At 70.5% G+C, this 23,287-nt stretch carries 17 protein-coding genes; 12 read left to right on the forward strand and 5 right to left on the reverse strand.

Translation table 11 applies throughout. The features are described from left to right. The first annotated feature begins 69 nt into the window (after nucleotides 1-69). On the forward strand, nucleotides 70-2,538 hold the full coding sequence (locus tag AB0L91_RS25045) for a molybdopterin-dependent oxidoreductase (protein ID WP_365013922.1): 2,469 nt from the start codon (nucleotides 70-72) through the stop codon (nucleotides 2,536-2,538). 17 nt (nucleotides 2,539-2,555) lie between these two features. On the opposite strand, the gene AB0L91_RS25050 is transcribed toward AB0L91_RS25045, so the two are convergent. Next, the gene (locus AB0L91_RS25050) at nucleotides 2,556-3,368 is read right to left on the reverse strand and encodes an SAM-dependent methyltransferase (protein WP_365013925.1); all 813 of its coding nucleotides are present in this window, start codon (nucleotides 3,366-3,368) and stop codon (nucleotides 2,556-2,558) included. Between the two features lie 96 nt (nucleotides 3,369-3,464). On the opposite strand from AB0L91_RS25050, the gene AB0L91_RS25055 reads away from it, so the two are divergent. Further along, a complete protein-coding gene (locus AB0L91_RS25055) occupies nucleotides 3,465-4,643 on the forward strand; it encodes a cytochrome P450 (protein WP_365013928.1) in 1,179 nt (392 codons plus the stop codon). A gap of 208 nt (nucleotides 4,644-4,851) precedes the next feature. Continuing rightward, nucleotides 4,852-5,280, forward strand: a complete 429-nt coding sequence (locus AB0L91_RS25060) for a hypothetical protein (protein ID WP_365013930.1) — start codon at nucleotides 4,852-4,854, stop codon at nucleotides 5,278-5,280. Nucleotide 5,281: 1 nt separating this feature from the next. Here AB0L91_RS25060 and AB0L91_RS25065 read toward each other — a convergent pair whose 3' ends face one another. Next, a complete protein-coding gene (locus AB0L91_RS25065; protein ID WP_357348639.1) occupies nucleotides 5,282-5,692 on the reverse strand; it encodes a hypothetical protein in 411 nt (136 codons plus the stop codon). Nucleotides 5,693-5,777: 85 nt separating this feature from the next. Between AB0L91_RS25065 and AB0L91_RS25070 the strand changes: the two genes are divergently transcribed. From AB0L91_RS25070 to AB0L91_RS25080, 3 genes are all read left to right on the forward strand, one after another. Continuing rightward, on the forward strand, nucleotides 5,778-6,119 hold the full coding sequence (locus AB0L91_RS25070) for a hypothetical protein (RefSeq protein WP_365013931.1): 342 nt from the start codon (nucleotides 5,778-5,780) through the stop codon (nucleotides 6,117-6,119). Nucleotides 6,120-6,215: 96 nt separating this feature from the next. Beyond that, entirely contained in the window at nucleotides 6,216-8,087 is a 1,872-nt protein-coding gene (legP, locus tag AB0L91_RS25075) for a Dot/Icm T4SS effector Zinc-dependent metalloprotease LegP (RefSeq protein ID WP_365013934.1), read from the forward strand. Nucleotides 8,088-8,183: 96 nt separating this feature from the next. After that, the gene (locus AB0L91_RS25080) at nucleotides 8,184-10,169 is read left to right on the forward strand and encodes a serine protease (protein WP_365013936.1); all 1,986 of its coding nucleotides are present in this window, start codon (nucleotides 8,184-8,186) and stop codon (nucleotides 10,167-10,169) included. A gap of 48 nt (nucleotides 10,170-10,217) precedes the next feature. Here AB0L91_RS25080 and AB0L91_RS25085 read toward each other — a convergent pair whose 3' ends face one another. Beyond that, nucleotides 10,218-11,063 (reverse strand): caspase family protein, encoded by an 846-nt coding sequence (locus AB0L91_RS25085; protein WP_365013937.1) that lies wholly within the window; start codon nucleotides 11,061-11,063, stop codon nucleotides 10,218-10,220. Nucleotides 11,064-11,299: 236 nt separating this feature from the next. Here AB0L91_RS25085 and AB0L91_RS25090 point away from each other — a divergent pair, with 236 nt between their 5' ends. Further along, nucleotides 11,300-11,704: a hypothetical protein gene (locus AB0L91_RS25090; protein WP_357348648.1), complete on the forward strand. Its 405-nt coding sequence runs from the start codon at nucleotides 11,300-11,302 to the stop codon at nucleotides 11,702-11,704. A gap of 5 nt (nucleotides 11,705-11,709) precedes the next feature. After that, on the forward strand, nucleotides 11,710-14,412 hold the full coding sequence (locus AB0L91_RS25095) for a hypothetical protein (protein ID WP_365013939.1): 2,703 nt from the start codon (nucleotides 11,710-11,712) through the stop codon (nucleotides 14,410-14,412). A 3-nt stretch (nucleotides 14,413-14,415) separates the two neighbouring features. On the opposite strand, the gene AB0L91_RS25100 is transcribed toward AB0L91_RS25095, so the two are convergent. Next, nucleotides 14,416-15,168: a hypothetical protein gene (locus AB0L91_RS25100; protein ID WP_357348651.1), complete on the reverse strand. Its 753-nt coding sequence runs from the start codon at nucleotides 15,166-15,168 to the stop codon at nucleotides 14,416-14,418. A gap of 221 nt (nucleotides 15,169-15,389) precedes the next feature. Here AB0L91_RS25100 and AB0L91_RS25105 point away from each other — a divergent pair, with 221 nt between their 5' ends. The 4 genes from AB0L91_RS25105 to AB0L91_RS25120 are packed head-to-tail and all read left to right on the forward strand — an operon-like array spanning nucleotide 15,390 to nucleotide 22,051. Beyond that, a complete protein-coding gene (locus AB0L91_RS25105; protein ID WP_365013942.1) occupies nucleotides 15,390-17,207 on the forward strand; it encodes a peroxidase family protein in 1,818 nt (605 codons plus the stop codon). Further along, nucleotides 17,204-18,298: a catalase family protein gene (locus tag AB0L91_RS25110; RefSeq protein ID WP_365013945.1), complete on the forward strand. Its 1,095-nt coding sequence runs from the start codon at nucleotides 17,204-17,206 to the stop codon at nucleotides 18,296-18,298. The genes AB0L91_RS25105 and AB0L91_RS25110 overlap by 4 nt, the downstream gene beginning before the upstream one ends. A 53-nt stretch (nucleotides 18,299-18,351) precedes the next feature. Beyond that, the gene (locus tag AB0L91_RS25115) at nucleotides 18,352-20,934 is read left to right on the forward strand and encodes a LuxR C-terminal-related transcriptional regulator (RefSeq protein ID WP_365013948.1); all 2,583 of its coding nucleotides are present in this window, start codon (nucleotides 18,352-18,354) and stop codon (nucleotides 20,932-20,934) included. A 13-nt stretch (nucleotides 20,935-20,947) separates the two neighbouring features. Beyond that, the gene (locus AB0L91_RS25120) at nucleotides 20,948-22,051 is read left to right on the forward strand and encodes a PQQ-dependent sugar dehydrogenase (RefSeq protein WP_365013950.1); all 1,104 of its coding nucleotides are present in this window, start codon (nucleotides 20,948-20,950) and stop codon (nucleotides 22,049-22,051) included. 38 nt (nucleotides 22,052-22,089) lie between these two features. Here AB0L91_RS25120 and AB0L91_RS25125 read toward each other — a convergent pair whose 3' ends face one another. Beyond that, entirely contained in the window at nucleotides 22,090-23,106 is a 1,017-nt protein-coding gene (locus AB0L91_RS25125) for a DUF6670 family protein (protein ID WP_365013952.1), read from the reverse strand. Between the last annotated feature and the right edge of the window lie 181 nt (nucleotides 23,107-23,287).

The raw sequence follows: 23,287 nt of genomic DNA on the forward strand, positions 1-23,287 counted from the left end.
TATGTTATGTTGCATAGCATACTACTCGGGTGTGACGGCGATCTCCGTTACCGCGGCGAAGGATGTCCCATGGTGGAAACGCAGCCGAAGGCGACCGCGTGCGTCCTGTGTGAATGCAACTGCGGCATCACCGTCGAACTGGACGGGCGCAGGCTGGCGAAGATCCGCGGCGACAAGGCCCACCCGGCGTCGGAGGGCTACACCTGCGAGAAGGCGATGCGCCTCGATCTGTACCAGAACGGCCCGCATCGCCTGACCACCCCGCTGAAGCGGCAGGCCGACGGCAGCTATCGCGAGATCGACTGGGAGACCGCCCTCGACGAGATCGCCGCGCACCTGACCGCGCTGCGCGACGCGCACGGCGGCGACACGATCTTCTTCTACGGCGGTGGGGGACAGGGCAATCACCTCGGCTCGGCCAACGCCCTCGCGCTGCGGGGCGCGCTCGGCTCGGGGTATCACTCGAATGCGCTGGCGCAGGAGAAGACCGGCGAGATCTGGGTCGACGGGCGCCTCTACGGCGGCCACACCAAGGGCGACTTCGAGCATGCCGAGGTGCTGGTCTTCGTCGGCAAGAATCCGTGGCAGTCGCACAGTTTCCCGCGGGCGCGGCCGATCCTCAAGCAGGTCGCGGGCGATCCGGCGCGATCGATGGTGGTGATCGATCCGCGCGTGAGCGAGACCGCGGCCATGGCCGACTTCCACCTGCGGGTGGCGCCGGGGCGCGACGCCTGGCTGATGGCGGCGCTGGTCGCGGTGATCATCCAGGAGGACCTCGTAGACGCCGAGTTCGTCGCCGCGCACACCGCGGGCTACGACGAGGTGCGAGCGGCGTTCCTGGACATCGACATTCCCGCGTTCGCCACCATCAGCGGCGTCGAGGTCGACCGGATCAGGGCCGCCGCCCGCCGGATCGCGACGGCGTCGAGCGTGTGCGTCTACGAGGATCTCGGCATCCAGCAGGCGCCCAATTCCACGCTGGTGTCATATCTGAACAAGCTGTTGTGGATCGTCACCGGCAATTTCGGGCGGCCGGGGACGATGTTCCTGCACTCGTCGTTCGCGCTGCTGGCCGGGGGCTCGGGGACGCCGTCGGGCCGGCGCAAGCCGCCCAGCGCGCTGGACAAGGTGCGCAAGAAGGCGATGGCCCGCACCGCCACCACGGTGGCGGCGGCCGTCGGGACGACCCTGCCCACGCTGGCCCGCGTCGGCGCGCTGCGGCCCGGCCTCGAGGCGGGCGCCGCCGCACTGCTCGACGCGGTGGTGCCGCTGGCGGGTGGACTGCTCGCCGGAGGTGGTGGCGGTGGCGGTGGCCGGGTCACGCCGGTGACCGGAGCCAAGATCATCGGCGGGCTGGTGCCGTGCAATTCGATCGCCGACGAGATCCTCACCGATCATCCGAAACGGTTCCGCGCCTTGTGGATCGACTCGTCGAACCCGGCGCACTCGCTGCCGGACTCCCGGCGCTTCCGCGCGGCGATGCGGGCCACCGAGCTCTCCGTCGTCATCGATGTGGCGTTCACCGAGACGGCCAGGCAGGCCGACTACGTGCTGCCCGCCGCGAGTCAGTTCGAGAAGCCCGAGGCCACGTTCTTCAATTTCGAGTTCCCGCGCAACGTCTTCCATCTGCGCAAGCCGCTGCTGGAACCGCTCGCGGGCACCCTGCCCGAACCGGAGATCTACGCGCGGCTGCTGCGCCGGATGCGGGTGGTCGACGACGCGACCGTCATCCGGCTGCGGCGCGCGGCCGAGACCGGCCGCGACACCTTCGGCGCGAGCTTCCTGGCGACCGTGGCCGCCGACCCCGCACTGGGCAAGGTCGTGCCGTTCCTGCTCTACGAAACACTCGGGGCCACCCTCGATCCCGCGGTCCGCGGGGCCGCGGTGCTGTGGGGCGTGAGCCAGCTGTGCGCGCTGTCGAACCCGAAGGCGGTCGGTCGTGCCGGATTCACCGGCGGCGGCCTGACCCCGGGGAACCGGCTGTTCGACACGATCCTCGCGTCGCCGTCGGGCGTGGTGTTCACCGAGGACACCTGGGACGACGTCTGGCACTACGTCAAACGCAAGGATCGCCGGTTCACCCTCGACGTCGACACCCTGCTCGACGAGGTGCGCGCGCTGCCCACCGCGCGCGCGGCCTGGACCACGCCCGAGTTCCCGCTGGTCCTCGCCGCGGGCGAACGCCGGTCCTTCACCGCCAACACCATCTTTCGTAACCCGGATTGGCGCCGCCGCGATCGCGACGGGCACCTGCGGATCAGCGCCGACGACGCCGCCGCGGCGGGCGTGTCCGACGGCGACCTGGCCCGCCTGGTCACCGAGACCGGAACGGCCACCGTGACGGTCGAGATCAGTGACATGATGCGGGCGGGCAATATCGCCCTGCCCAACGGGCACGGTCTCGACTTCCCGGCCGGCGACGGCACCACGACCAGCGCGGGCGTGTCACCGAACGAACTGACCAGCACCACGCACAAGGACGCCTTCGCGGGCACCCCGTGGCACAAACACGTCCCGGCCCGGCTGGAGGCGCTGTAGCGGAATCTCTTGTGTGGCTAGGGGATCCGGGCCATGCCGCACAGCATCGAGACCGCTTCCTTGCGCGGATGCGGACGCCATTCGGTGGGGCGCCAGTCGATCACCGAGGTGATGCCCGGCGAGACGAGTTCCAGGCCGTCGAAGAAACGGGTGAATTCGGCGGTCGAGCGGAGGCGGAACGGGACGCCGCTGCGCTCGTTGGCGGCGATGGTCGCCTCGAGGTCCTCGGCCGAGAGGTGGTCGTCGGTGGCGTGGGTCATGGTCAGGTAGCTGCCCGAGGGCAGCGCGGCGCACAGCTCCCGCACCACGTCGTAGGGGTGCATCTCGTCGGTGAGGAAGTGCAGTACCGCGCAGAGCATCAGGGCCACCGGCTGCTCGAGGTCGAGGGTGCCGCGCAGGGCCGGATGCTCGAGAATCGAGGTGGGCTCGCGCAGGTCGGCGTCGATATAGGCGGTCGCGCCGGTCGGGGAGCTGACCAGCAGGTCACGCGCGTGGTAGAGGACGATCGGGTCGTTGTCGACGTAGACCACCCGGGCTTCGGGGGCGATCGCCTGGGCGAGTTCGTGGACATTGCCCGCGGTCGGCAAACCGGTGCCGATGTCGAGGAACTGGCGGATGCCCACGGTATCCACCAGGTAGGGAATCGCCCGGCGAAGGAAACTGCGGTTCTCCAGAACGGCGAAATGGATGGACGGGAATGCCTCGGCGACCGCGTCAGCGGACTTGCGGTCCGCTTCGAAGTTGGCGCTGCCGCCCAGCCAGTAGTCGTACCGGCGGGCGGGGTGTGGTTTGGTGACGTCCACCCGGTCGGCAGCGGCGTCGAAGTCCACGGCGCACTTCCTCTCTCTCGACTACGGTCGTCCCTGTCAGCCCGACTCGAGACCGGTGGTGGCGTGGCTGGTCCCGCCGCCGCGAAAGGCACGGCCATGCCCCTGCAGTTCAGCCCCTACGACTTCGCTGTCCATGCCGATCCGTATCCGTACTATGCCAGGTTGCGCAGCGAGGCCCCCGTCTACCGCAACGAGACCGACGACTTCTGGGCGCTGTCGCGGCATGCCGACGTGCGGGCGGCGTTGCGCGATTCGGAGCGCTTCTCCAGCGCCAACGGCCTGCGCATGGAGCCGGCGTTCTGGGGTCCGCAGGCGGAGAAGTTCTTCTCGTTCGTGGCGATGGACCCGCCCAAGCACACCCGGATGCGCGAGCTCGTCGTCCGGGCGTTCACCCAGCGCCGGGTACAGGGCCTCGAGCCGCGCCTGCGCGAGATCGCCCGCAACACACTGCGACCGCTGCTCGAGCAGGGCAGCTTCGACCTGATCGCCGACTTCGCCGGGCCCTTCCCGACCGATGTGATCTCCGAGCTGGTCGGCGTGCCGGAGGAGGACCGCGAGCTGCTGCGCAAGCTCGGCATGGAGATCATGTACACCGACGCCGAGTCGACCGATCTGCGCCCGGAGGCGATGGCCGCGATCGGGGCGCTGGTCGGCTACTACACGGAGCTGACCATCGCCCGCAGTCAGCACCGGACCGATGATCTGCTCTCGGGTCTGCTCGACGCCGCCGACGGCGACGACCGGCTCACCCCCGAGGAGATCGTCGGGGTGCTGATCCTGCTCGTCGGAGCGGGCATCGAGACGGTCATGCTGACCCTCGGCAACGCCTGGCACAGCGCCGCGCTGCACCCCGATCAGCGCCGCGCCGCCTTCGACGGCCGGATCGACGACTGGATCGCGGAGTCCATGCGCTACGACCCCGCCACCCAGTCCCAGCTGCGCACCACGACGACCCCGATCGAGCTGCACGGCGTCGAGATCCCGGCGCAGGCCCGGATCCTGCTGCTGAGCGGCTCGGCGCACCGTGACGAGGCGGTCTTCGTGAACCCCGACACCTTCGATCTGGACCGCGACACCAGCGCCTCGCTCGCCTTCGGCGCGGGCCGTCACCACTGCCTCGGCATGAACCTGGCCCAGCTGGAGCTGCGGGTGGCGTTGCAGGAGATCGTCGCCGCGGTGGCCGACTACGAGATCGATACCGACAACCTCGTGCGCGTCCACTCGTCCAACAACCGCGGCTTCGCCGCGCTGCCGACCACCGTCACGCTGCGCTGATCCGGCGTCCGGCCGTCGCGGCGGCCGGATCGTACCGGTTGTCCCATGCTCGGTCCCGCGGTTGTGTGATCGGTCCCAATATCGGGGTGAGGTGGTTGCGCCGTGCCGGGAAGACGTCGAGGGTGAATACCTGGGAAGAGCAGTCTCACACACCAGTCGGTCGGGTTCTGTGACGGCCGAGTCGGCGGGAATCGACATCGGAGTCGGTATGAATGCTGTGTTCGAGTGTCATCACGGATGGGTCGTCGACATCGTCGACGGCGACGACGCGCGCGAGCCGATCGGCTGGCGCGCGCAGTGCTCCTGCGGCCGATGGCGTGGGCAGCCGTGGCGACGCTCGGCGCACCCGCTCGGGCACGATCCCGCCGAGCGCCGCCTGCACAGCCCGTCCGGCCGGCTCGACCCCACGCTGACCCGGCTGGTGCTCGAGGACTGGGAGTGCCATCAGTTCGAGACGCGGGCGCTGATGCCGGTCCGGCTTGCCTTCCAGGATTCGGAGTCCGCGCGGCAGCGGCTGGTCGAGGCCGTCCGCTTCGTCCGGGCGACGGGCGCGTCCTGGGAGTCGATCGGGCACGCGCTCGGTACCGACTCGGCGGAGCTGGCCGAGCAGTGGTTCGGCACCGGCGCCACGGTCTGAGTCAGAACCCGGCCAGACCCGAGGCGAGATCGCTGATGTCGAGGGTGGCCAGTACCTGGTCGCGGACCTCCGGGCAGCGCTCGATGGTGACGGTGTCGATCGCGCCCCGGTTGAGCGTGATCGCGGTATTGATGGCGCCGTTGCGCAGCGCCCAGTTGTGCACGGTGCCGTTGTAGGACACCCGGGCGATAGCGGGCCCCTGCTGCTGCCAGTTGCCGATCTCGGCGGCCATCATGTCGCACAGCTGATCGGCGGCCGCGGTGCCGATCTCCGGTATCTGGGTGGGGGTGGGGCGAGTCGGGTCGACCGGCTCGGTACTGGTGCCGCACGCGGCGAGCGCGGCGGCGGTGAGAACGATGAGAACGAGGCCGGTGTGCCGCCGGGAACGTCGTCCGGATGATGAGCTGGACATCAGAACCTCCTGATCGGGACGATCCGGATAAATCCAGGGTGCCACATCCGGCCGGGCGAAACGCGGCGCGGCCTACCCTCGAAGTATGGCCGCCCAGGTGCGCCGGATCAGCGGGTTCGTGGTGCTGCCGCCGGAGTGTCCGCGGACCACGGCGCGGATCGTCGTCGAGCTGCGGGACGTGACCTACCTCGACGCCGCGGCCCCGCTCGTCGCGGAGGTGGTGACGACGGGCGTCGCGATCGGGCCCGGCGTGCGGTGGCCGTTCACGGTGGACGCGCCCGCCGGGACCGGGCTGGGGTTGGCCTGTCACGTCGACCTGGCCGGCGACGGTGTCCTCGTGACCGGGGACCTGGTGTCGGTCCAAGCGGTCCCGGTGCCCGCGCAGGGAGCGGTGTCGGACATGAGCATTCCCGTTCGCACCGTCTGACCGGCCCCGTCATCGGGTAGCGCGCTACGCGTGTCGCGCGGGCGCGCGCGGCCGAGACTTCCTGCACGGCCACCGAACATCCGAGGAAGTGCAGCCATGATCATCGACGACACCGTCCCGGCTACCGTCGAACAGGACGACACCGGTGAGTTCCGTTCCGGCCCCGAGGCCGGGACGACCCTGATCCCGAGCGCCACCCGCGGACTCCGGGAAGTGCCCTACGCGGCGGTCGACGACCTCGCCGTCTTCGAGGGCGACATCGTCCTCGGCACCCTCGCCGAGATCGCTGCCCGCCGCGAGCAGGAAGGCATCGTCATCTCGGGGGCGGGTTTCCGCTGGCCCAATGCGGTGGTCCCCTTCGAGATCGACCCGGCGCTCCCCGGGCAGCAGCGGATCACCGACGCGGTGGCGCACTGGAATTCGCGCACCCGGCTGCGGTTCATCCCGCGCACCGCCCAGCACGCCGACTTCGTGCGGTTCGTGCCGAGCACGGCCAGCCGTTCCCCGGTCGGCAGGCAGGGCGGGATGCAGACGATCGAATTGACCAGTGGCGCACCGACCGGCACCGTCGTGCACGAGATGGGCCACGCGATCGGCCTCTGGCACGAACAGAGCCGGGAGGACCGCGAGACGTTCGTCGAGATCCGCCTGGCCAATGTGAGCGCGGACAACCGGCACAATTTCGCCCAGCACATCACCGACGGCGACGACGTCGGCGGCTACGACTTCGGCTCGATCATGCATTACCCCGCAACGGCTTTCAGCACCAACGGGCAGGACACGATCGTCCCGCGTGTCGCGCTGCCGCCCGGGGTGACGATGGGTCAGCGCACGGCGCTGTCGGCCGGGGACGTCGGCGCCGCGCACGCGATCTACCCGAACTGGTCCGGGGCGGGCGACCGCTGGCGCGGGATCGGCGGGTTCTTCCCGCGGACCGCGCCGGTCACCGCGACCGCCCGGCGCACCGACCACCAGGATCTGTTCATCACCGGCAACGACGGGCGGGTGTACACCTCGTGGTGGCACGCGGGCTCGGAATGGTCGGGCTTCGGCGACCGGTGGCGGAATATCGGTGGCGTCTTCCCGGCGGGGGCGGCGGTGGCCGCGGTGGCGCGCACGTCGACCACTCTCGATGCGTTCACCGTCGGCAACGACGGCCGGGTCTACACCTCGTGGTGGCAGGCCGGGTCGGACTGGTCGGGGATCGGCGACCGGTGGCGGAATATCGGCGGCGTCTTCCCGCGCACCGCGCGGGTGTCCGCGACCGCGCGGCGGTCGGACCATCTCGATCTGTTCATCACGGGCAACGACGGCCGGGTCTACACCTCCTGGTGGCATCAGGGCGGTGACTGGTCGGGCGTCGGGGATCGGTGGCGCAATATCGGCGGGGTGTTCCCGGCGAGCGCGCGGGTGGCCTCGGTCGCCCGGACCGCGAACAACCTGGATCTGTTCATCACCGGTAACGACGGGCGCGTGTACACCTCGTGGTGGCAGGCCGGGTCGGACTGGTCGGGCATCGGGGACCGGTGGCGCAATATCGGCGGGATCTTCCCCGCGGGCGCGCCGGTGACGGTGGTGGCGCGCACCGCCGATCATCTCGATCTGTTCATCACGGGCAACGACGGCTGCGTCTACACCTCCTGGTGGCATCAGGGTGGTGACTGGTCGGGCATCGGCAACCGGTGGCGCAATATCGGTGGCGTCTTCCCGCCCGGAGCGCCCGTCGCCGCCGTGGCTCGCACCTCGAACAACCTGGATCTGTTCATCACCGGTAACGACGGGCGCGTGTACACCTCGTGGTGGCAGGCCGGGTCGGACTGGTCGGGTATCGGCAATCGGTGGCGCAATATCGGTGGCGTCTTCCCGGCTGGTGGGCCCGTCGCCGCTGTGGCCCGGACCCCCGGTGAACTCGACGCGTTCACCACCGGCAACGACGGCCGGGTCTACACCTCCTGGTGGGAGCAGTAGCCCGGAAATTCGAGTGGTCCGCTACTCGTGTCCGGCACCCGGTCACCCACCCAGGCTGAGGAGACCAGCAGCATCCTTCTCCGGGCGAGGTGACCCATGGATACCGAGAGCGAAACCCGCACCGCCGCATGGCGCGAACAGATGGACGCGGCGTCGCGCCGGTTCGCCGACAGCGCGGCTGAGCGCGACGAGGTGACCCGTAAACGCCGGGTGGCGGAATCCGATGTCGTCGACACCGAGGAACAGATCCTCGCCAGGGCCGACCGGCTGCTGGTCACCGGCGAGGTGCCCGCCCAGGCCGTCATCGAACTGGGCAGGCAGGACCCGCTCGACAGCATCGGCTCGCTGGAGCGGGTCATCGGCTTCGCCAACGACCTGCAGGCCGTCAACTTCCTGACCCGCGGCACCCGCGCGGCCGCCGCCGTCGCCCGGATCTCGCTGACCGACCACGGTCGCCGGGTGCCGATCGGCACCGGGTCGCTGGTCTCGCCGCAACTGCTGCTCACGAACAATCACGTGCTGCCCAACGTCGACGTCGCCGCCTCGGTGCTGATCGAATTCGCGGCGGAGGCGGGCATCGACAACGTGCCGACCCAGACGGTGCGTTTCGATCTCGCGCCGGGCGACTTCTTCGTCACGAGCAAGCATCTCGACTACACCCTGGTGCGGGTGAAGCCGGGCGTCGACGGCACGGCCGCGGGCGACACGTTCGGCTGGAATCCGCTGATCGCCAAGCCGGGCAAGATCGTGATCGGCGAGGCGATGAACGTCGTCGGCCATCCGCTGGGCAGGCTCAAGGAGATCTCCATCCGCGACAACCGGCTCGACCTGCAGCTCGACGACTTCCTGCACTACACCTCCGACACCGAGCCGGGGAACTCCGGCTCGCCGGTCTTCAACGACCAGTGGGAGATCGTCGCCCTGCACCACGCCGGCGTGCCCAAGAAGGACGACAAGGGCCGGGTACTGCGCAAGGACGGCAAGGCGTGGCAGGGCGGCGACGGCGACGACGCGATCGACTGGGTCGCCAACGAGGGTGTCCGGGTGAGCGTGCTGCTGGCCGATCTCGGCTCCCGCGTGTTCGATCCGGCGCAGCGCGCGCTGCTCGACCAGCTCGGCCCCGCCGCGGGACTGTCCGCCGAGACGGTCGTCGTCGACACGACCGCCGTTGCGCCGCAACCGGAGTCGGCCGCGGAGACGATCGTGCGCGGTGCCAACGGCAGGCCGACCGCGTTCGGCGGCAAGCGCAGCGTGGTGTTCCTGCACGGCCGCAGGCAGGAGGGCCGCGATCCGGCCGACCTGCGCCGCGTCTGGACCGCGGGCCTGAACAAGGGCCTCACCCTCGCGGACCTGAGCCCGATCGATCCCGCCGATGTCTATTTCCCGTTCTACGGCGATCAGCTCGTCGCGAGCCTGAGCGCCCGCGAAGCCGCCGTCGAGACCGGCTCGGAGCTGTACGAGAGCCTGGTCGCCGAAGCGGCCCAGCGCTTCGGGATGCCGAGTGCCGAGGAGGCGCCCGCCGACCCGATCGCGCAGGAGCGCTTCGGCTTCGGTTCGGTCGTGCTGGGCCGGGTGCGCGACCAGCTCGGCTGGATCGCCGCGCGCAGCGGCCTGGACTCGCTGCTCATCGGGGCGATCTTCAAGGACGTCGCGGCCTATCTCGACGACGAGAAGGTGCGCAAAGGAGTGCTCGACACCGTGCTCGCCGACATGCCGACCAGCGGTGAGCTCGTGCTGGTCAGCCACAGTCTCGGCACGGTGGTGGCGATGGATCTGCTCACCCAGCTGCCCAGGGAGGTGACCGTGCGCCTGCTCGTCACCGCGGGCAGCCCGCTCGGGCTGGACGGGGTCTACGGCAAGCTGCTCAGCGGTGGGCCGCACCGGCCGGACAGGGTCGGTGACTGGCTCAACACCTGGTACGCGGGCGACCCGATCGCCATCGGCTGCCCGCTGCGACAGGCGTGGGGCCAGCGGCTGCGCGATCTCCCGGTGGAGAACCCGAAGGAGCGGGCGCACGACATCGCCGAGTACCTCGCCCACCCGGCGGTGGCGGCGACGATCGGCCACACGCTGACCGACTGAGAACACCCCGGGGCGGGTGCGGCGATCGCCGCACCCGCCCCGAGCCGTTCACGGCGTGAACGGGCGCTGCTCCAGGAACGCGGTGTCGGCGTTGATCGTGAACAGGTTCGGAACCTGGTCCGGCGGCATCAGATTCATGATCCGCTGATGGAACTGCCGGTAACCGGCCGTGAACGCCCCGTCGCCCCACACCCGCAGCAGCGCACCGGTGAACTGCCCGTTGACCGGTCCGTCATAGGACAGCTGCGAGTCCTGGCACCCGGCCAGCAGCACCACGCCCGCCTCGACGACGGCCCGCGCGCTCGGCCCGGCCAGCTGCTGGACGAAGGCGTACATCGCCGCGCGCTGCTTGTTGTCCTCGGCCTGCACGTCCAGCGGCATCGCCTTGGCGCTGCCGTGGACCACGGCGCCCAGATCGTCGCCGGGATAGTCGCGCGCCGCCAGATCGACGATCGCCGTTCGGGTCTCGCGGGTGAACGCGTCGCGGACCACCGTGCCGCTGTGGCAGCTGTCCGAACAGACCACCACCCGCACGCCGGGGGCGAACCGCGACCACATCCGGTACAGCTCGTCGTCGACGATCTGGCGGTCGAACGCCACCCAGGTCTCGTCCTGGCGGTCGTCCTCCTCGCCGTCGACGTCCCTGGTCTGGCCGCCGTGGCCGGAGTAGGTGATCAGCACCAGATCACCCGTGCGCGCCGTGCCGGCGAGCCGGGCGATCTCGCCGATGATCGCGAACGAGGTCGCCGCGCCGTCGAGCAGGACGCGCGGGGTGGCGAAGCCCTGCGCGGCCGCCAGCGCGGCCATCGCGTTCGCGTCGTTGACACAGCCCGCGAGTGCGCCGTCCCAGCCGCCGTAGGCGGTGGGATCGACCCGGTTCAATCCGATGTGCAAGGAATATCCGCTCACTGTCGTTCCCTCCGTCTGGGATGTCCGATCAGGTGTGCCGGGGGAGTCCCGGCGCGGATCAATTCTTCGGCGGCCGTACCTGTCTCGATAGCGTGCGGCACTACCCCAATCGGCGAAATCGCCGCGCCGAGGTGGAGTAGTGCGGTACGCGTTCGGAACGGGTACCGGATGCGCGACCATAGCGATGTGGGAATCTCCCCACTCTTCGGAAGGACAGGGAGATGTTCGATTCGGATACCGAGGACGCGGTCCTGGCAGCCAGCCCGGACACCGAGGAGGAGTGGTTCGAAACGACGAAGGCACCGGCCGGCGGTCCCGACAACGGCGTCGGGACGAGGGGAATCGACCGGACCAACGTCTCCTCCCTCTTCTGGGCCCAGAAGGTGCTCCGTACCCATGGAACGGGCGCCTGGGTGTTCGGTTTCCCGAACGCCACGGTGCTGGCCGACAGCCAGGTCTCGGTCAGCCTGACCGAGGTCGACGCCGACGGCACCCCGTTCCTCGGACCCGCGACGATGCAGGTCCTCAATGTCGTCCCGCACGCCGACGGCACCATGACGGTGCGTTACCACGTCGGCTGGGACGCCAACCTGCGGGTGCTCTTCAACTTCATCATCGTGAACTGACCGCCATGACCACAGCCGAACAGCACGCCGGATCGCCCGTGCGGGCCAGCGGTGACCACGTCACCTCGGGCCTGGCGACCATCGAACAGGTCGGGCGGGGCAAGGTCTTCGTGTCCACCACCGGCATCGTGGTCTTCCTCGTCGCGGTGCAGGCGACGATGGCGTTCCCGCTCGGCGCGCGCACGCCGCAGGAATGCCACACCGCGGGGTTGCTGGCATTGCTGGTGGGCGCCATGATGGCGATCGCCGCGCCGACGGCGACCTACCGGTACTACGTCTACATCTATTCCCTGCGGCTGGACCCGAAGTACGCCCGGTTCGCGAAATGGGTGTTCGTCGGCTCGCTGATCCTGTCCGCGGGCGACGGCGTGGTCGACCTCGTGCTGGCGATCCAGCTGACCGGCGCGCCCGCCTCGTGCGGTGGCGCCACCGTCATGGCGCTGCGCGCCCAGGCGGGGCTGCACCTGTTCTTCCTGCTGCTGGCCCTCGTGATCACCGCGATCATCTGGTACAGCGGCACCAAGAACCGCCTGGCCGGCGACGACCCGTCGCAACCGAAGTACGCCCAGACCCCGGCCGCCGCCACGGCGCCCGATGGACTCGTCATCTGCTGCTCCGGCGGGGGTATCCGGTCCGCGTCGTTCTGCCTCGGCGCGTTGCAGGTGCTGCGTGACCGGGGGCGCTACCAGAGCGCGGCCGCCGTGGTCGGGGTGAGCGGTGGCGGCTACATCGCCGCGGCAATGCACATCGTGCACCGCAACTTCACCGATCCGTACGCGCTCGAATCCTCGGAACTGGCCTATCTGCGCCGCCGCACGCGCTACCTGATGCCGCGCGGCACCGACAAGTTCCGCGCCGTGTTCTCCCTGCTCTACGGCATCGCCGTGAACGCGACACTGGTCGGGATCGCGCTGCTGGCGGTGTCGTGGTGGCTGGGCTGGCTGCTCGACGACATCGATGTGCTCACCCGCGACGGCGATCGGCTGGAGCTGCACCTGGTCCCGGCGGGCGGGTACTGGTATCTGGCGATCGCGCTCGGCCCGTTCGCGCTGGCGCTGGCGGCGTTCGTGCTGGAAAAGGCCTGGGACCGGCTGACGATGGTGCCGGACCGGATGCGCAACATCCTCGCGAAGGCATCGCGGGTGCTGCTCGGGATCGGGGTGCCGCTGGCCGTGCTGCTCGTCGGGGTTCCGGTCGCGCTGTACGCGCTGAGCCGGGTGACGGACGGGTCCGGCGGCGCGGCGACGACGCTGCTGGTCGGGCTCGTCGACCCGGGCGGCAAGGGCGCGCTCACCTTCACCGCGACGCTGATCGCGGTGATCGGGCTCGGCCGCTCGGCGTGGAAGGGCCTGCACACCGGGGAGGGATCGAGCGGCTGGTACGGACGCGTGCTCGCGGTGATGCGCAAGCAGGTCGCGCCGTGGCTGGGCAGCGCGCTGATCGTCGCGGTCGCGGTCGTCCTGCTGCTGCGCTGGACGACGGTCTTCGCCACCGACGCGCACGCCCGCTCGAACTGGACGCTGGCCTGGTGGATGATCGGCATCGCCGTCGCGATCAAGGTGTTCACCGACGCCAACCGCACCTCGCTGCACACCTACTACCGGGAAGCGCTGTCGAAAGCCTTTCTCGTGGACAAGGATCCGCGCTCGCACCAGGCGGTGCCGCTGCCCTACAGCACCGCGCTGCGCTACTCCGACTACGGCAGGCCGGTCGGGCACGGGCCGCGGCTGGTCATCGCGGCCGCCGCCAACGCCAACGACGTCGCCTTCGTGCCCACCCGGCGTGGCTGTGTGCCGTTCGTCTTCGATCCGGAGCGGATCGGTGTCGTCGGCGACCGCGCGCTCACCCAGGACGGCCTGCGCCCGACCGGGACCTACGAGCAGCTGGCCGACTACCGGTATCGCGATGTCACCGTGCCCGCCGCGATGGCCATCAGCGGCGCCGCGTTCAGCCCGCTGACCGGCCGCGAGAGCGCTCGCACCCGGCCGGTGCGGATCCTGCTCGCCCTGCTCAACGCGCGCCTGGGGGTGTGGCTGCCGAATCCGTACTGGCAGCCCGTCCCGCAGGGCAAGCTCGCCGCGAAGCTGCCCGCGCTGTACAGCTGGGCCGACAAGCCGGGACCGTATCGGCTGCTGCGCGAGGCGTTCGGCAATCCGTCGCTCTACGACCGCTGGCTCTACGTCACCGACGGCGGGCACTACGACAACCTCGGGCTGGTGGAGGCGCTGCGCAGGCGGCCCGCGGCGGTCATCGTCCTCGACGCCAGCGGCAGTCCCGACGACCGGTTCTGCGCGCTGGCCGAGGCCATCGCGACGGCGCGCATGGACCACTGCGTGCAGATCAGCGTCGACCTGCGGCAGATGCTGCGCGGCGACCGGAAGCGAGCACACAAGGCGTGGGCGCGCGGTGTCGCCACGCATCTCGACGGCGCCACCACCGACATCTATTACGTCAGGTCGCAACTGGTCGACGACCTGAGCTGGGACCTGGAGAACTACAGCAGGGCGCATCCGGACTTCCCGTACACCTCCACCGGCGACCAGCTCTACAGCGAATGGGATTTCGAGGCCTACCGCGCCCTCGGGCACGAGGTGGCCGAGCGGGCCCTCGACGATCCGGTCTTCGCCGGGCTGCGCGGAGCGCGCGCGGCCGGGGCACCGGACACGGACGGCGAGACCGGCAAGCCGCTGGTGACCCGGCCGGGGTAGCGCCTACTCGACGACCGAGCTCGTCTCGGCGAGCAGGGTGAGGACCTGCTCGGTCTTGGTCAGCTCGGTCGAGATGGACAGCCCGTAGCCGCGGACGGCGGTGTGCAGCGCGCGCTGCACGTCGAGGGCGCGCGCGTGCAGGTCGGTGGCGGACTCGCCGGGCCAGGGGGTCACTCGCAGGGACAATTCGAACAGGTCGAGGCCGCCGACGGTCCACCGCTCGGCGTCGACCGCCAGCTCGCCGACGGCGACGTTCGTCCACTTCGTCGACGCCACCGGGCCCATCGCCCGCAGATGATCGACCGCGACACCGGGGGGCGTGCAGCTGACCAGGAACTGACGCTGGGCCGAGTCCAGCGCCTCGGTGACGTCCTCGCCGCACAGGGCGGCCACCCGCAGCGAACCGGCCGGGCGCCTGCTCACCACCGAGGCCGACAGCACCCGGCGGTCGCCGCACCAGTCGCCCTCGACGCGGTACTGCATCCCGGGCTCGGTGAACGGCGTCGCCCAGCGGCCGACCAGCTGCGCGGCGGTGCACGGCCGCAGTTTGACGGTCAGGTCGTCGTAGTCGCCGCTGCGCAGCCGGATGGCGATCCGGCCCGCCAGCAGGGCGGGCGCGCCACGGGCGCCGGGGACCCTGGGTTCGGCGAACCACACATCCCGGCTGATCGCGGCGGCGTTGGTACAGCCGAGCCGGGTTTGGGCATCGACGAGGTCCCCGTCGACATTGACCTTGATTTCGATCGGAGTATTCACCCGAGCAGCGTCGCCCATCGCCCCACCGCTCGGCGCGCGTAATTCGCTACTCGATTGCCGCGGGCCGGTTCACGGCGCCACGGCGGTATTCCGGACACGGGCCGGTCACGGCCATGAGTAGTGCACTACTCATGACATAGGTCACGTCGGAGGAGGAAACTGATCTTCGACCACTTCTCGTACATCGCGGTTCGAGCCAGTCAGCTATGTGGAGGTTCTCGATGGTCGAGGCAGAGCCGGCGATTCCGCCGCAGTCGTCGCCACCCCACCTGTCGTTCGTCGCCCGCGCCGCGGTCGAGGCCGCCGAAGCGCTCGACCGGCGGGTGGGCTGGTTCCGGTTACCGACGCCGCTGGGGCTGGCCGTGCTGGTCGGCCTGCGCAGCAGGCTGCGTTCCCGCAATCTCTTCGACACCGGCCGACATCCGGCCGGACCACTGCCACCGGACACGACCGGCGAACACCGTGCCGCGCGCACCATCGACGGCTCCTACAACAACGCCGACGATCCGCGCACCGGCTCGGTCGGCTGCCGGTTCGGACGCAATTTCGCCCCCGAGCACAGCCATCCGGAGGACGCCGTCCGGATCCAGGAGCCCAACCCGCGCCAGGTCAGCCTGCGCCTACTGGCCCGCGACCGCTTCCAGCCAGCCACCACACTGAACCTGTTGGCGGCGGCCTGGATCCAGTTCGAGGTGCACGACTGGTTCAGTCACACCCGCACCGACCGCGAGCCGTTCCGGGTGACCCTCGACGAGCACGACCCCTGGCCCGAACGGCCGATGACGATCCAGCGCACCGCAGCGGTTCCCGGTGCCGAACCGGGCGATCCGCCGAGCCATGTCACCGAGGACTCGCACTGGTGGGACGCCTCCCAGATCTATGGCAGCACACCGGCATTCGCCTCCGCCCTGCGCTCGGGCAAGAACGGCGAACTGGTGATCGACGAGCTCGGCCTGCCCCCGCTGGACGCGGCGAGCCTGCTCGCGCTCTCGGACGCGGCCGCCAACGCCTGGGTCGGCCTGGCGCTGCTGCATTCGCTGTTCCTGCGCGAGCACAACGCGATCTGCCGCCGCCTCTCGCGCCGCTACCCCGACCTGGACGACCAGCAGCTCTACGACACCGCGCGCCTGATCAACGCGGCGCTGATCGCCAAGATCCACACCGTCGACTGGACCCCGGCGATCATCGCCCACCCCACCACCGTCGCCGCCATGCGCGCCAACTGGTTCGGCGTCCTCGGTGAGCGCCTCTCGCGCCGGTTCGGCCGCCTCGTCGGCAACGAAGTGCTCTCCGGCATCCCGGGTTCCGCGGTCGACGACCACGGCGTGCCCTACGCGCTGACCGAGGAGTTCGTCTCGGTGTACCGGATGCACCCGCTGATCCCCGACGACCTCGTGGTGCGCAGTCTCACCGACGACCGGGTGCTGGCCGAGCATCCGTTCCCCGCGCTGGGGGTCGCCCACATCCGCGAGCGCCTCGGCGAGACCCCGATGGACACGCTGTTCTACTCCTTCGGCCGCGCCCATCCCGGCGCGCTGACGCTGCACAACTATCCACGCCACCTGCAGGAGCTGGCCCGTCCCGGTCAGCCCCTGATCGACCTCGCCACCATCGACATCCTGCGGGTCCGCGAACGAGGGGTGCCGCGCTACAACGAGTTCCGGCGTCAGCTGCGGCTCCCGCCCGCCGCCTCGTTCGACGAGCTGACCGACAACCCACAGTGGGCGGCTGAGCTCGAAGAGATCTACGGCGATGTCGACGACGTCGACCTGATGATCGGCCTGTACGCCGAGCCCAAGCCACCCGGTTTCGGCTTCAGCGACACCGCCTTCCGGGTCTTCGTGCTGATGGCCTCGCGGCGGCTGTCGGCCGACCGGTTCTTCACCACCGACTTCCGGCCCGAGATCTACACCGAGGCCGGCATGGCCTGGGTGCGCGACAACAGCATGCGCACCGTGCTGCTGCGGCATTTCCCCACGCTGGCGCCCGCCCTGGAGGGCGTCGCGAATCCCTTCGCCCCGTGGAGGACTCCGCGATGACCTACCTTCGCTTTCGCGACGACCTGGAACAGCCGCGCCCCGACGAAGAACAGATCATCGACAAGATCATCGCGGTCCTGCGCGACAACAACGAACGCGCCTATCGCAAGTACAAGCGCGGCCTGCGCGACGCGCACGCCAAGAGCCACGGCATCCTGCGCGGCGAACTGACCGTGCCCGCCGGCCTGCCCCCCGAGCTGGCCCAGGGCCTGTTCGCCCGACCGGGGACGTATCCGGTCATCGCCCGGCTGTCGAGCACCTCCGGGGTCATCCGCAGCGATCAGTTGCGTGGTGTGCGCGGCCTGGGCATCAAGGTGCTGGGCGTGCACGGCCCACGCGCGATGGCCGGCGACGAGGCCACCACCCAGGACTTCATCATGGTGACCCACCGGGAGTTCCTGTTCGCCGACGCGCACGCCTACCTCACCCAGGGCATGCCGACCGCCTGGGTGCTGGCCCGGCTGCCCGACGAAGTCCTTCGCACCGGCAGCGATCTCGTCGCGGCCCTGGACAAGCACGTGCTGCGGCGGATCGGTAAGCGGGTGCCGCCGAATCTGGGGGTGTTCGTCGCGCCCAACACCCACATCCTCGGCGAGACCTTCTACACCTCGGCGCCGATCCGCTACGGCGACTACGTCGCCAAGCTGCTCTACGTCCCGGTCTCACCGGAAGCCGCTGCGCTGCAAGGGCAACCGGTGAGCACGGCGGCCGGGGTCAACGCCCACCAGGACGCGATCATCGATTTCTTCGGCGCGCACAGCGCCACCTACGAACTGCGCGCGCAGCTGTGCACCGACGTGGCCGCCATGCCGATCGAGGACGCGACCGTGCCGTGGCCGGAGGAGGCGTCTCCGCATCGCACCGTCGCGACCATCCGGTTCGACGTCCAGGATCCCTACACCCCGCAGCGCCGCGCCTACGGCGACGACGTGCTGTCGTTCAACTCCTGGCGCGGCCTGGACGCGCATCGCCCGCTGGGGTCGATCAACCGGCTCAAGAAGCGGGTCTACGAGGCGTCGAGCGACTACCGCCACGACGTCAACAACGCGCCGCGGCTCGAGCCCCGCGACGCCACCGAGCTGCCGCCATGACCACTGCTCCGATCCGTTGTGGGGGAGCCGGTCGCGAACTAGAATTTTGGTGTATGGGCGAATTGTGGCAACTGCTCGATCGCCCCGCCGAATTCGATGCCGTCCGTACGGCTTTGACGAACACGAACACCGGCGGAGTGATAGTGGTCGGCGCCGCAGGCATCGGCAAGACCACGCTGGCCCGGCTGGTCACCGCGGTGCTCGCGGAGCCGGTCCGCTGGGTGGCGTGCACCGCCTCATCACAAGCCATTCCGCTCGGCGCGTTCGCCCCCTGGATCGCCGCCTCGGCCTCGCGTGATCCACTCGCCCTGCTGCACTCGGCGCGGGAAAACGTACTGGCGCAACCGGATACGGTGATCGGTGTCGATGACGCGCACCTGCTCGACACCCTCTCCGCCACCCTGGTGCACCAGATCGCCGTCGACCGCAGCGCGCGCATCGTGGCCACGGTCCGCTCCGGCGAGCCCGTGCCCGACGCGATCACCTCACTGTGGAAGGACGGGTTCCTCGCCCGCGTGGAACTCACCCCGCTGTCCAAACCGCAGTGCACCGCCCTGGTCGAGACCGTGCTGGGCGGGACGCTGGAGGGACTCAGCGCCGATGTCATGTGGGAGGCCTCCGGCGGCAACCCGCTGTTCCTGCGCAACATGGTCGAGGGCGCGGTCGAGGCGCGCACGCTGACCGACGTCAACGGGGTCTGGCAGCTGCGCGGTCCGACCGCGGTGCCGTCCGGTCTGGTCGACCTGCTCGACGAGCGGTTGACCAGGGCGGGCGAACCGGTGCTCGACGCGCTGCGGATGCTGTCGGTCTACGAGCCGCTCGACATCGACATCCTCACCGAGCTGGTGGGGGTCGACGCCGTCGACGCCGCCGAGCTCAGCGGTCTGATCCGGGTCTGCCGCCACGGCACCTCGGTCGACGTCCGGTTCAGCCATCCGCTGCTCGGCGAGGTGGTCCGCCGCCGGATCGGCACCGCCGCGGCCCGCTCCCGGCGCGGCCGCATCGTCGAGACCCTGCGTGACCGGGCGCTGGACACGCCGGCGGAGCGGATCCGGCTGGCGCAGCTGTGCGTTGACAGCGATCAGCCGATCGACATCATGCTGCTGATCAACGCCGCCAAGGACGCGATCGCGCTGGCGAACCTGCCGCTGGGCGAGCGGCTGGCCCGCGCCGCCTGCGAGCGCTGCGGCGGCCTGCGCGCGGCCGAACTGCTGTCGCGGGCGCTGCTGTGGCAGGGCAAGCCGCACGAGGCCGACGAGATCCTCGCCAGGTTCGACCCGGACCGGCTCGATCCGCTGCAGGTGGTGCAGTGGGGCCTGCCGCGCGCGAGCCTGCAGTTCTGGTCGCTCGGCGATGTCGACCGGGCCCACCAGGTGATCGACCTGGTCGCCGCCCGCGTGGAGCATCCGTCGCTGCGGCTGCTGGTCGACGCGGTCCGGGCGGCGATGGCGGTGCACGAGAACCGGCTCGCCGTCGGCGTCGCGGAGGCCGAGCGGGTGCTCGCCGATCCGGACTCGCCCCGGCAGGCCGCCGACTTCGCGGCGTTCACCCTCGGGCTCGCGCTGCCGTTCGTCGGCCGCGGTGCCGATTTCGCTCCGATCGCGGCGCGGATCACGGCCGAACAGAAGTCCACCGACGGCCTGATCCGGGTGATGGTGCGCTACGGCGACGTGATGGCCCTGACCATGATCGGCGACCTGGACCAGGCCGAACAGCGGGCCTCGGAATACCGGGAGTTCTCCTCGGCGGGCCAGTTCGCCGGCTGGGCCATCGCCCGCATCGCGATCGGCGTCGTCGCGACCTATCGCGGCCGGTTCCGGGCCGCCATCACCGCCTTCGAACAGGCACTGGCCGCGCTCAACGCCGACTGCACGCTGCCCTGGCAGCTGCCAGCCCGGCTGGTGCTGGCCCGGGCCTACGCGGCGGTGGGCGAGGTCGACCAGGCCGAGCGGGTGCTCGCCGACGCCGAGGAGCACAGCGGCCCGCACATGGCCCTGCACGAGCCGCAGCGGATGATCGCCCGCGCCTGGGTGGCCGCGGCCGAGCACAGCCAGCACGCCGCGATCGACCTGGCCCGCAAGGCCGCCGACCTGGCCCACCGCACCGGTCAGTTCGCGCAGGAGGCGGAGGCGCTGCATCACGCCGCCCGCTTCGGCGACCGCTCCCTCGGCACCCGGCTCGCCACCGTCGCGGCCCGCGTGCAGGGACCGGTGGCCGACATCTACGCCCGCCACGCCGCCGCCGTTGCTCACGGCGACACCACGGCACTGGCCGCGGTCAGCGTGGAGTTCGAGGCCGTGGGGATGCTGCTGGCCGCCGCCGACGCCGCGGCCCAGGCCGTCCCGATCTTCGACCACGCGGGCCAGCGCCGCCCCAGCGCCCAGGCCGCGGCCCGCGCCACCGCGCTCGCGGCCCGCTGCGACGGTGCAGGCACGCCTGCCATCACGGCGGCGGCCCGCCCGCTCCCGATCACCGAGCGCGAGCGCGAGATCGCCGCGCTGATCGGCCGCGGGCTGTCCAACCGGGCCATCGCCGAACGGCTCTGTGTCTCGGTCCGCACCGTCGAGGGCCACATCTATCGCGCGTGCATCAAACTCGACGCCACCGACCGCGACCAGCTCGCCAAGCTGATCTGACACCATGGGTGGGGTGACGACCGGTCGCCGACGAGCTGTCCTCGGCGCCGCGCTGGTGGTCGCCCTCGCGGGCACCGCCTGCGCGAGCGACGAGCCGGACCGGAGCGCGCCCACCGCCGCCGTGTCCTCGACCGCGCCGAGCACGCCGACGGGCAGCCCCGCGCTGGGATCGGCCGAGGAGATCGCGCGCGGCCTCGACGTGCCGTGGGGGCTCGCGTTCCTGCCGGACGGCGCGGCCCTGGTGGCCGAGCGGGACTCGGGCCGCGTCCAGCGCGTGACGCCCGGTCGTGCGCCGGAGCCGGTCCATCAGGTGTCCGGCGTCGTCGCCCGCGGCGAGGGCGGACTGCTCGGTCTCGCCGTCGCTGCGGACTACGCCGAGACCCGGTATGTCTACGCGTATCTCACCGCGGCCGACGACAATCGCATCGTGCGTTTCCGGCCGGGGGAACCGCAAGAACTGGTCTACGGCGGAATCGCGAAGGCGGGCAACCACAATGGTGGCCGGATCGCCTTCGGGCCGGACGGCATGCTGTACGTCGGCACCGGCGACGCGGCCGAGAGCGCCCGCTCGCAGGACCCGGCGAGCCCGAACGGCAAGATCCTGCGGCTCACCCCCGAAGGCGCACCCGCGCCGGGCAATCCGACTCCGGGGTCGCCGGTCCTGAGTCTCGGCCACCGTAATGTGCAGGGCCTGGCCTGGGACCGCGCGGGCACCCTCTACGCCGCCGAGTTCGGTCAGAACCGCTGGGACGAGCTCAACCGGATCGAGCCGGGCCGCAACTACGGCTGGCCCGTCGTCGAAGGGGCGGGCGGCGCGGACCGCGGCTTCACCGAGCCGCTGCTCACCTGGACGACCGCCGAGTCCTCGCCCTCCGGCATCGCCATCGCGGGCGACACCGTGTACGTGGCCGCGCTGCGCGGGGAACGACTCTGGACCGCGACGCTGTCCGCGGGTGACGCGACGAATCCGGTGGATTTCCTGCGGGAGTCCTACGGCCGCCTGCGCACCGTCGCGGTGGCCCCGGACGGCGCGCTGTGGCTCACCACCTCCAATACCGACGGCCGCGGCGACGTCCGCGCGGGCGACGACCGGATCCTGCGGTTCCCGGCCCGCTGATCACCGTGTCCGCGCCACGGCGCCGCCGCCGGGTGGGGCTACGGCGTGCCGATCTGTTCGACGTAGCCGGTGCCGGTGACGGGGCGGCCGCGGAAGGTGCCGGTGTAGCGGTAGCTGCCGACGTAGCCACCGGCCATGCCGTAGATGTAGTCGTCGTTGGCGACGGCGTCGATCTCGATCAGCCGGTCGCCGTTGTCGTCGTCGACCGCCCAGGTGAACGCGGTGCCCAGCGTCATCTCCCGGCCCTCGGGTGTCCGTCGTGGCGTGGGCTCGTACCGGGTGATCTGGTACCGGTAGCCGTTCTCGTAGGCGCCGCCGTGGTCGGTGCGGGACCGCACGTACACCGTCTGCTGGAACGGAACCCCCAGTGGCCCACGCACTTCCACCATCAGCACCTGGGTGTCGGCGTCGATGTTGATGATCTGATAGGTGAAGAAGTCGATGAACAGGTCGACCGAGACGGCGCGGGCGTATTCCAGGGTGTTGAGCCCGGACAGCGCGTAGCGGGTGCCCTGATGCTCGACGGTCCCCTCGTACTCGCACAGCAGCGACCAGTGGTCGTAGAGCCCGCCGCGAATCTTGGCGAAGTGCGCGATCTTGTCGGTGGCGCGCACCCGCAGATCCGCGCGGAACTCCGGATTGCGGTAGGTGACCAGGAAGTCCGGATGGCTGCCGCGCAGCGCGAAGTCCTCGCCGAACCGGATCAGGCTCGCGTCCGGCGCCAGCTCCAGATCCCGGGCGACCTGGTAACCGCGGAACTGGCCGGGGAAGCGGACCGCCGTGCCCGCCAGCAGGTTCGCGGTATCGGCCGCGGTGGTCTCGATCAGGTGCGCGTTGCGGAACGCCCGTACCTTCGGCTGCCCGATCACGGTGATGAAGTCCAGGAAGTTCAGCGGCGCGGGCAGGCCGGGGAACATCAGGCCGTAGTGCACGGTGCGGTAGCGCCCGCGGGGCGGATGGAACGGGGTGCTCGGGTCGTACGGGGTGCCGTTCACCGCGTGCGAGCCGGAGACGGTGCGTTGAATGCCGTGGAGCAGGGGAGTCGTGATCGCCATGGATCGGCGCCTTTCGCTGGACGTCATCGAGCTGACCGATGGGGAAATTACCGTTTGGTCAATTCGGCGTCAACCAGCTGTGCGCCGCGCCCGAGATGGACGCCCGCTCAATTGACCGTCTTCGGGGAGGCAGTAAATTACCTGGTGGCCGGACACGGTCAACCGGGTGAAGGAGGGCGTG

The organism is Nocardia sp. NPDC051833, assembly GCF_040681225.1.
GTDB lineage: Bacteria > Actinomycetota > Actinomycetes > Mycobacteriales > Mycobacteriaceae > Nocardia.

What these genes read in the sequence shown, in the direction of transcription:
- AB0L91_RS25045 (WP_365013922.1), top strand. Translation starts at nt 70, where the DNA reads ATGGTGGAAACGCAGCCGAAGGCGACCGCGTGCGTCCTGTGTGAATGC.
- AB0L91_RS25055 (WP_365013928.1), top strand. Translation starts at nt 3,465, where the DNA reads ATGCCCCTGCAGTTCAGCCCCTACGACTTCGCTGTCCATGCCGATCCG.
- AB0L91_RS25060 (WP_365013930.1), top strand. Translation starts at nt 4,852, where the DNA reads ATGAATGCTGTGTTCGAGTGTCATCACGGATGGGTCGTCGACATCGTC.
- AB0L91_RS25065 (WP_357348639.1), bottom strand. Translation starts at nt 5,692, where the DNA reads ATGTCCAGCTCATCATCCGGACGACGTTCCCGGCGGCACACCGGCCTC.
- AB0L91_RS25070 (WP_365013931.1), top strand. Translation starts at nt 5,778, where the DNA reads ATGGCCGCCCAGGTGCGCCGGATCAGCGGGTTCGTGGTGCTGCCGCCG.
- legP (WP_365013934.1), top strand. Translation starts at nt 6,216, where the DNA reads ATGATCATCGACGACACCGTCCCGGCTACCGTCGAACAGGACGACACC.
- AB0L91_RS25080 (WP_365013936.1), top strand. Translation starts at nt 8,184, where the DNA reads ATGGATACCGAGAGCGAAACCCGCACCGCCGCATGGCGCGAACAGATG.
- AB0L91_RS25090 (WP_357348648.1), top strand. Translation starts at nt 11,300, where the DNA reads ATGTTCGATTCGGATACCGAGGACGCGGTCCTGGCAGCCAGCCCGGAC.
- AB0L91_RS25095 (WP_365013939.1), top strand. Translation starts at nt 11,710, where the DNA reads ATGACCACAGCCGAACAGCACGCCGGATCGCCCGTGCGGGCCAGCGGT.
- AB0L91_RS25105 (WP_365013942.1), top strand. Translation starts at nt 15,390, where the DNA reads ATGGTCGAGGCAGAGCCGGCGATTCCGCCGCAGTCGTCGCCACCCCAC.
- AB0L91_RS25110 (WP_365013945.1), top strand. Translation starts at nt 17,204, where the DNA reads ATGACCTACCTTCGCTTTCGCGACGACCTGGAACAGCCGCGCCCCGAC.
- AB0L91_RS25115 (WP_365013948.1), top strand. Translation starts at nt 18,352, where the DNA reads ATGGGCGAATTGTGGCAACTGCTCGATCGCCCCGCCGAATTCGATGCC.
- AB0L91_RS25125 (WP_365013952.1), bottom strand. Translation starts at nt 23,106, where the DNA reads ATGGCGATCACGACTCCCCTGCTCCACGGCATTCAACGCACCGTCTCC.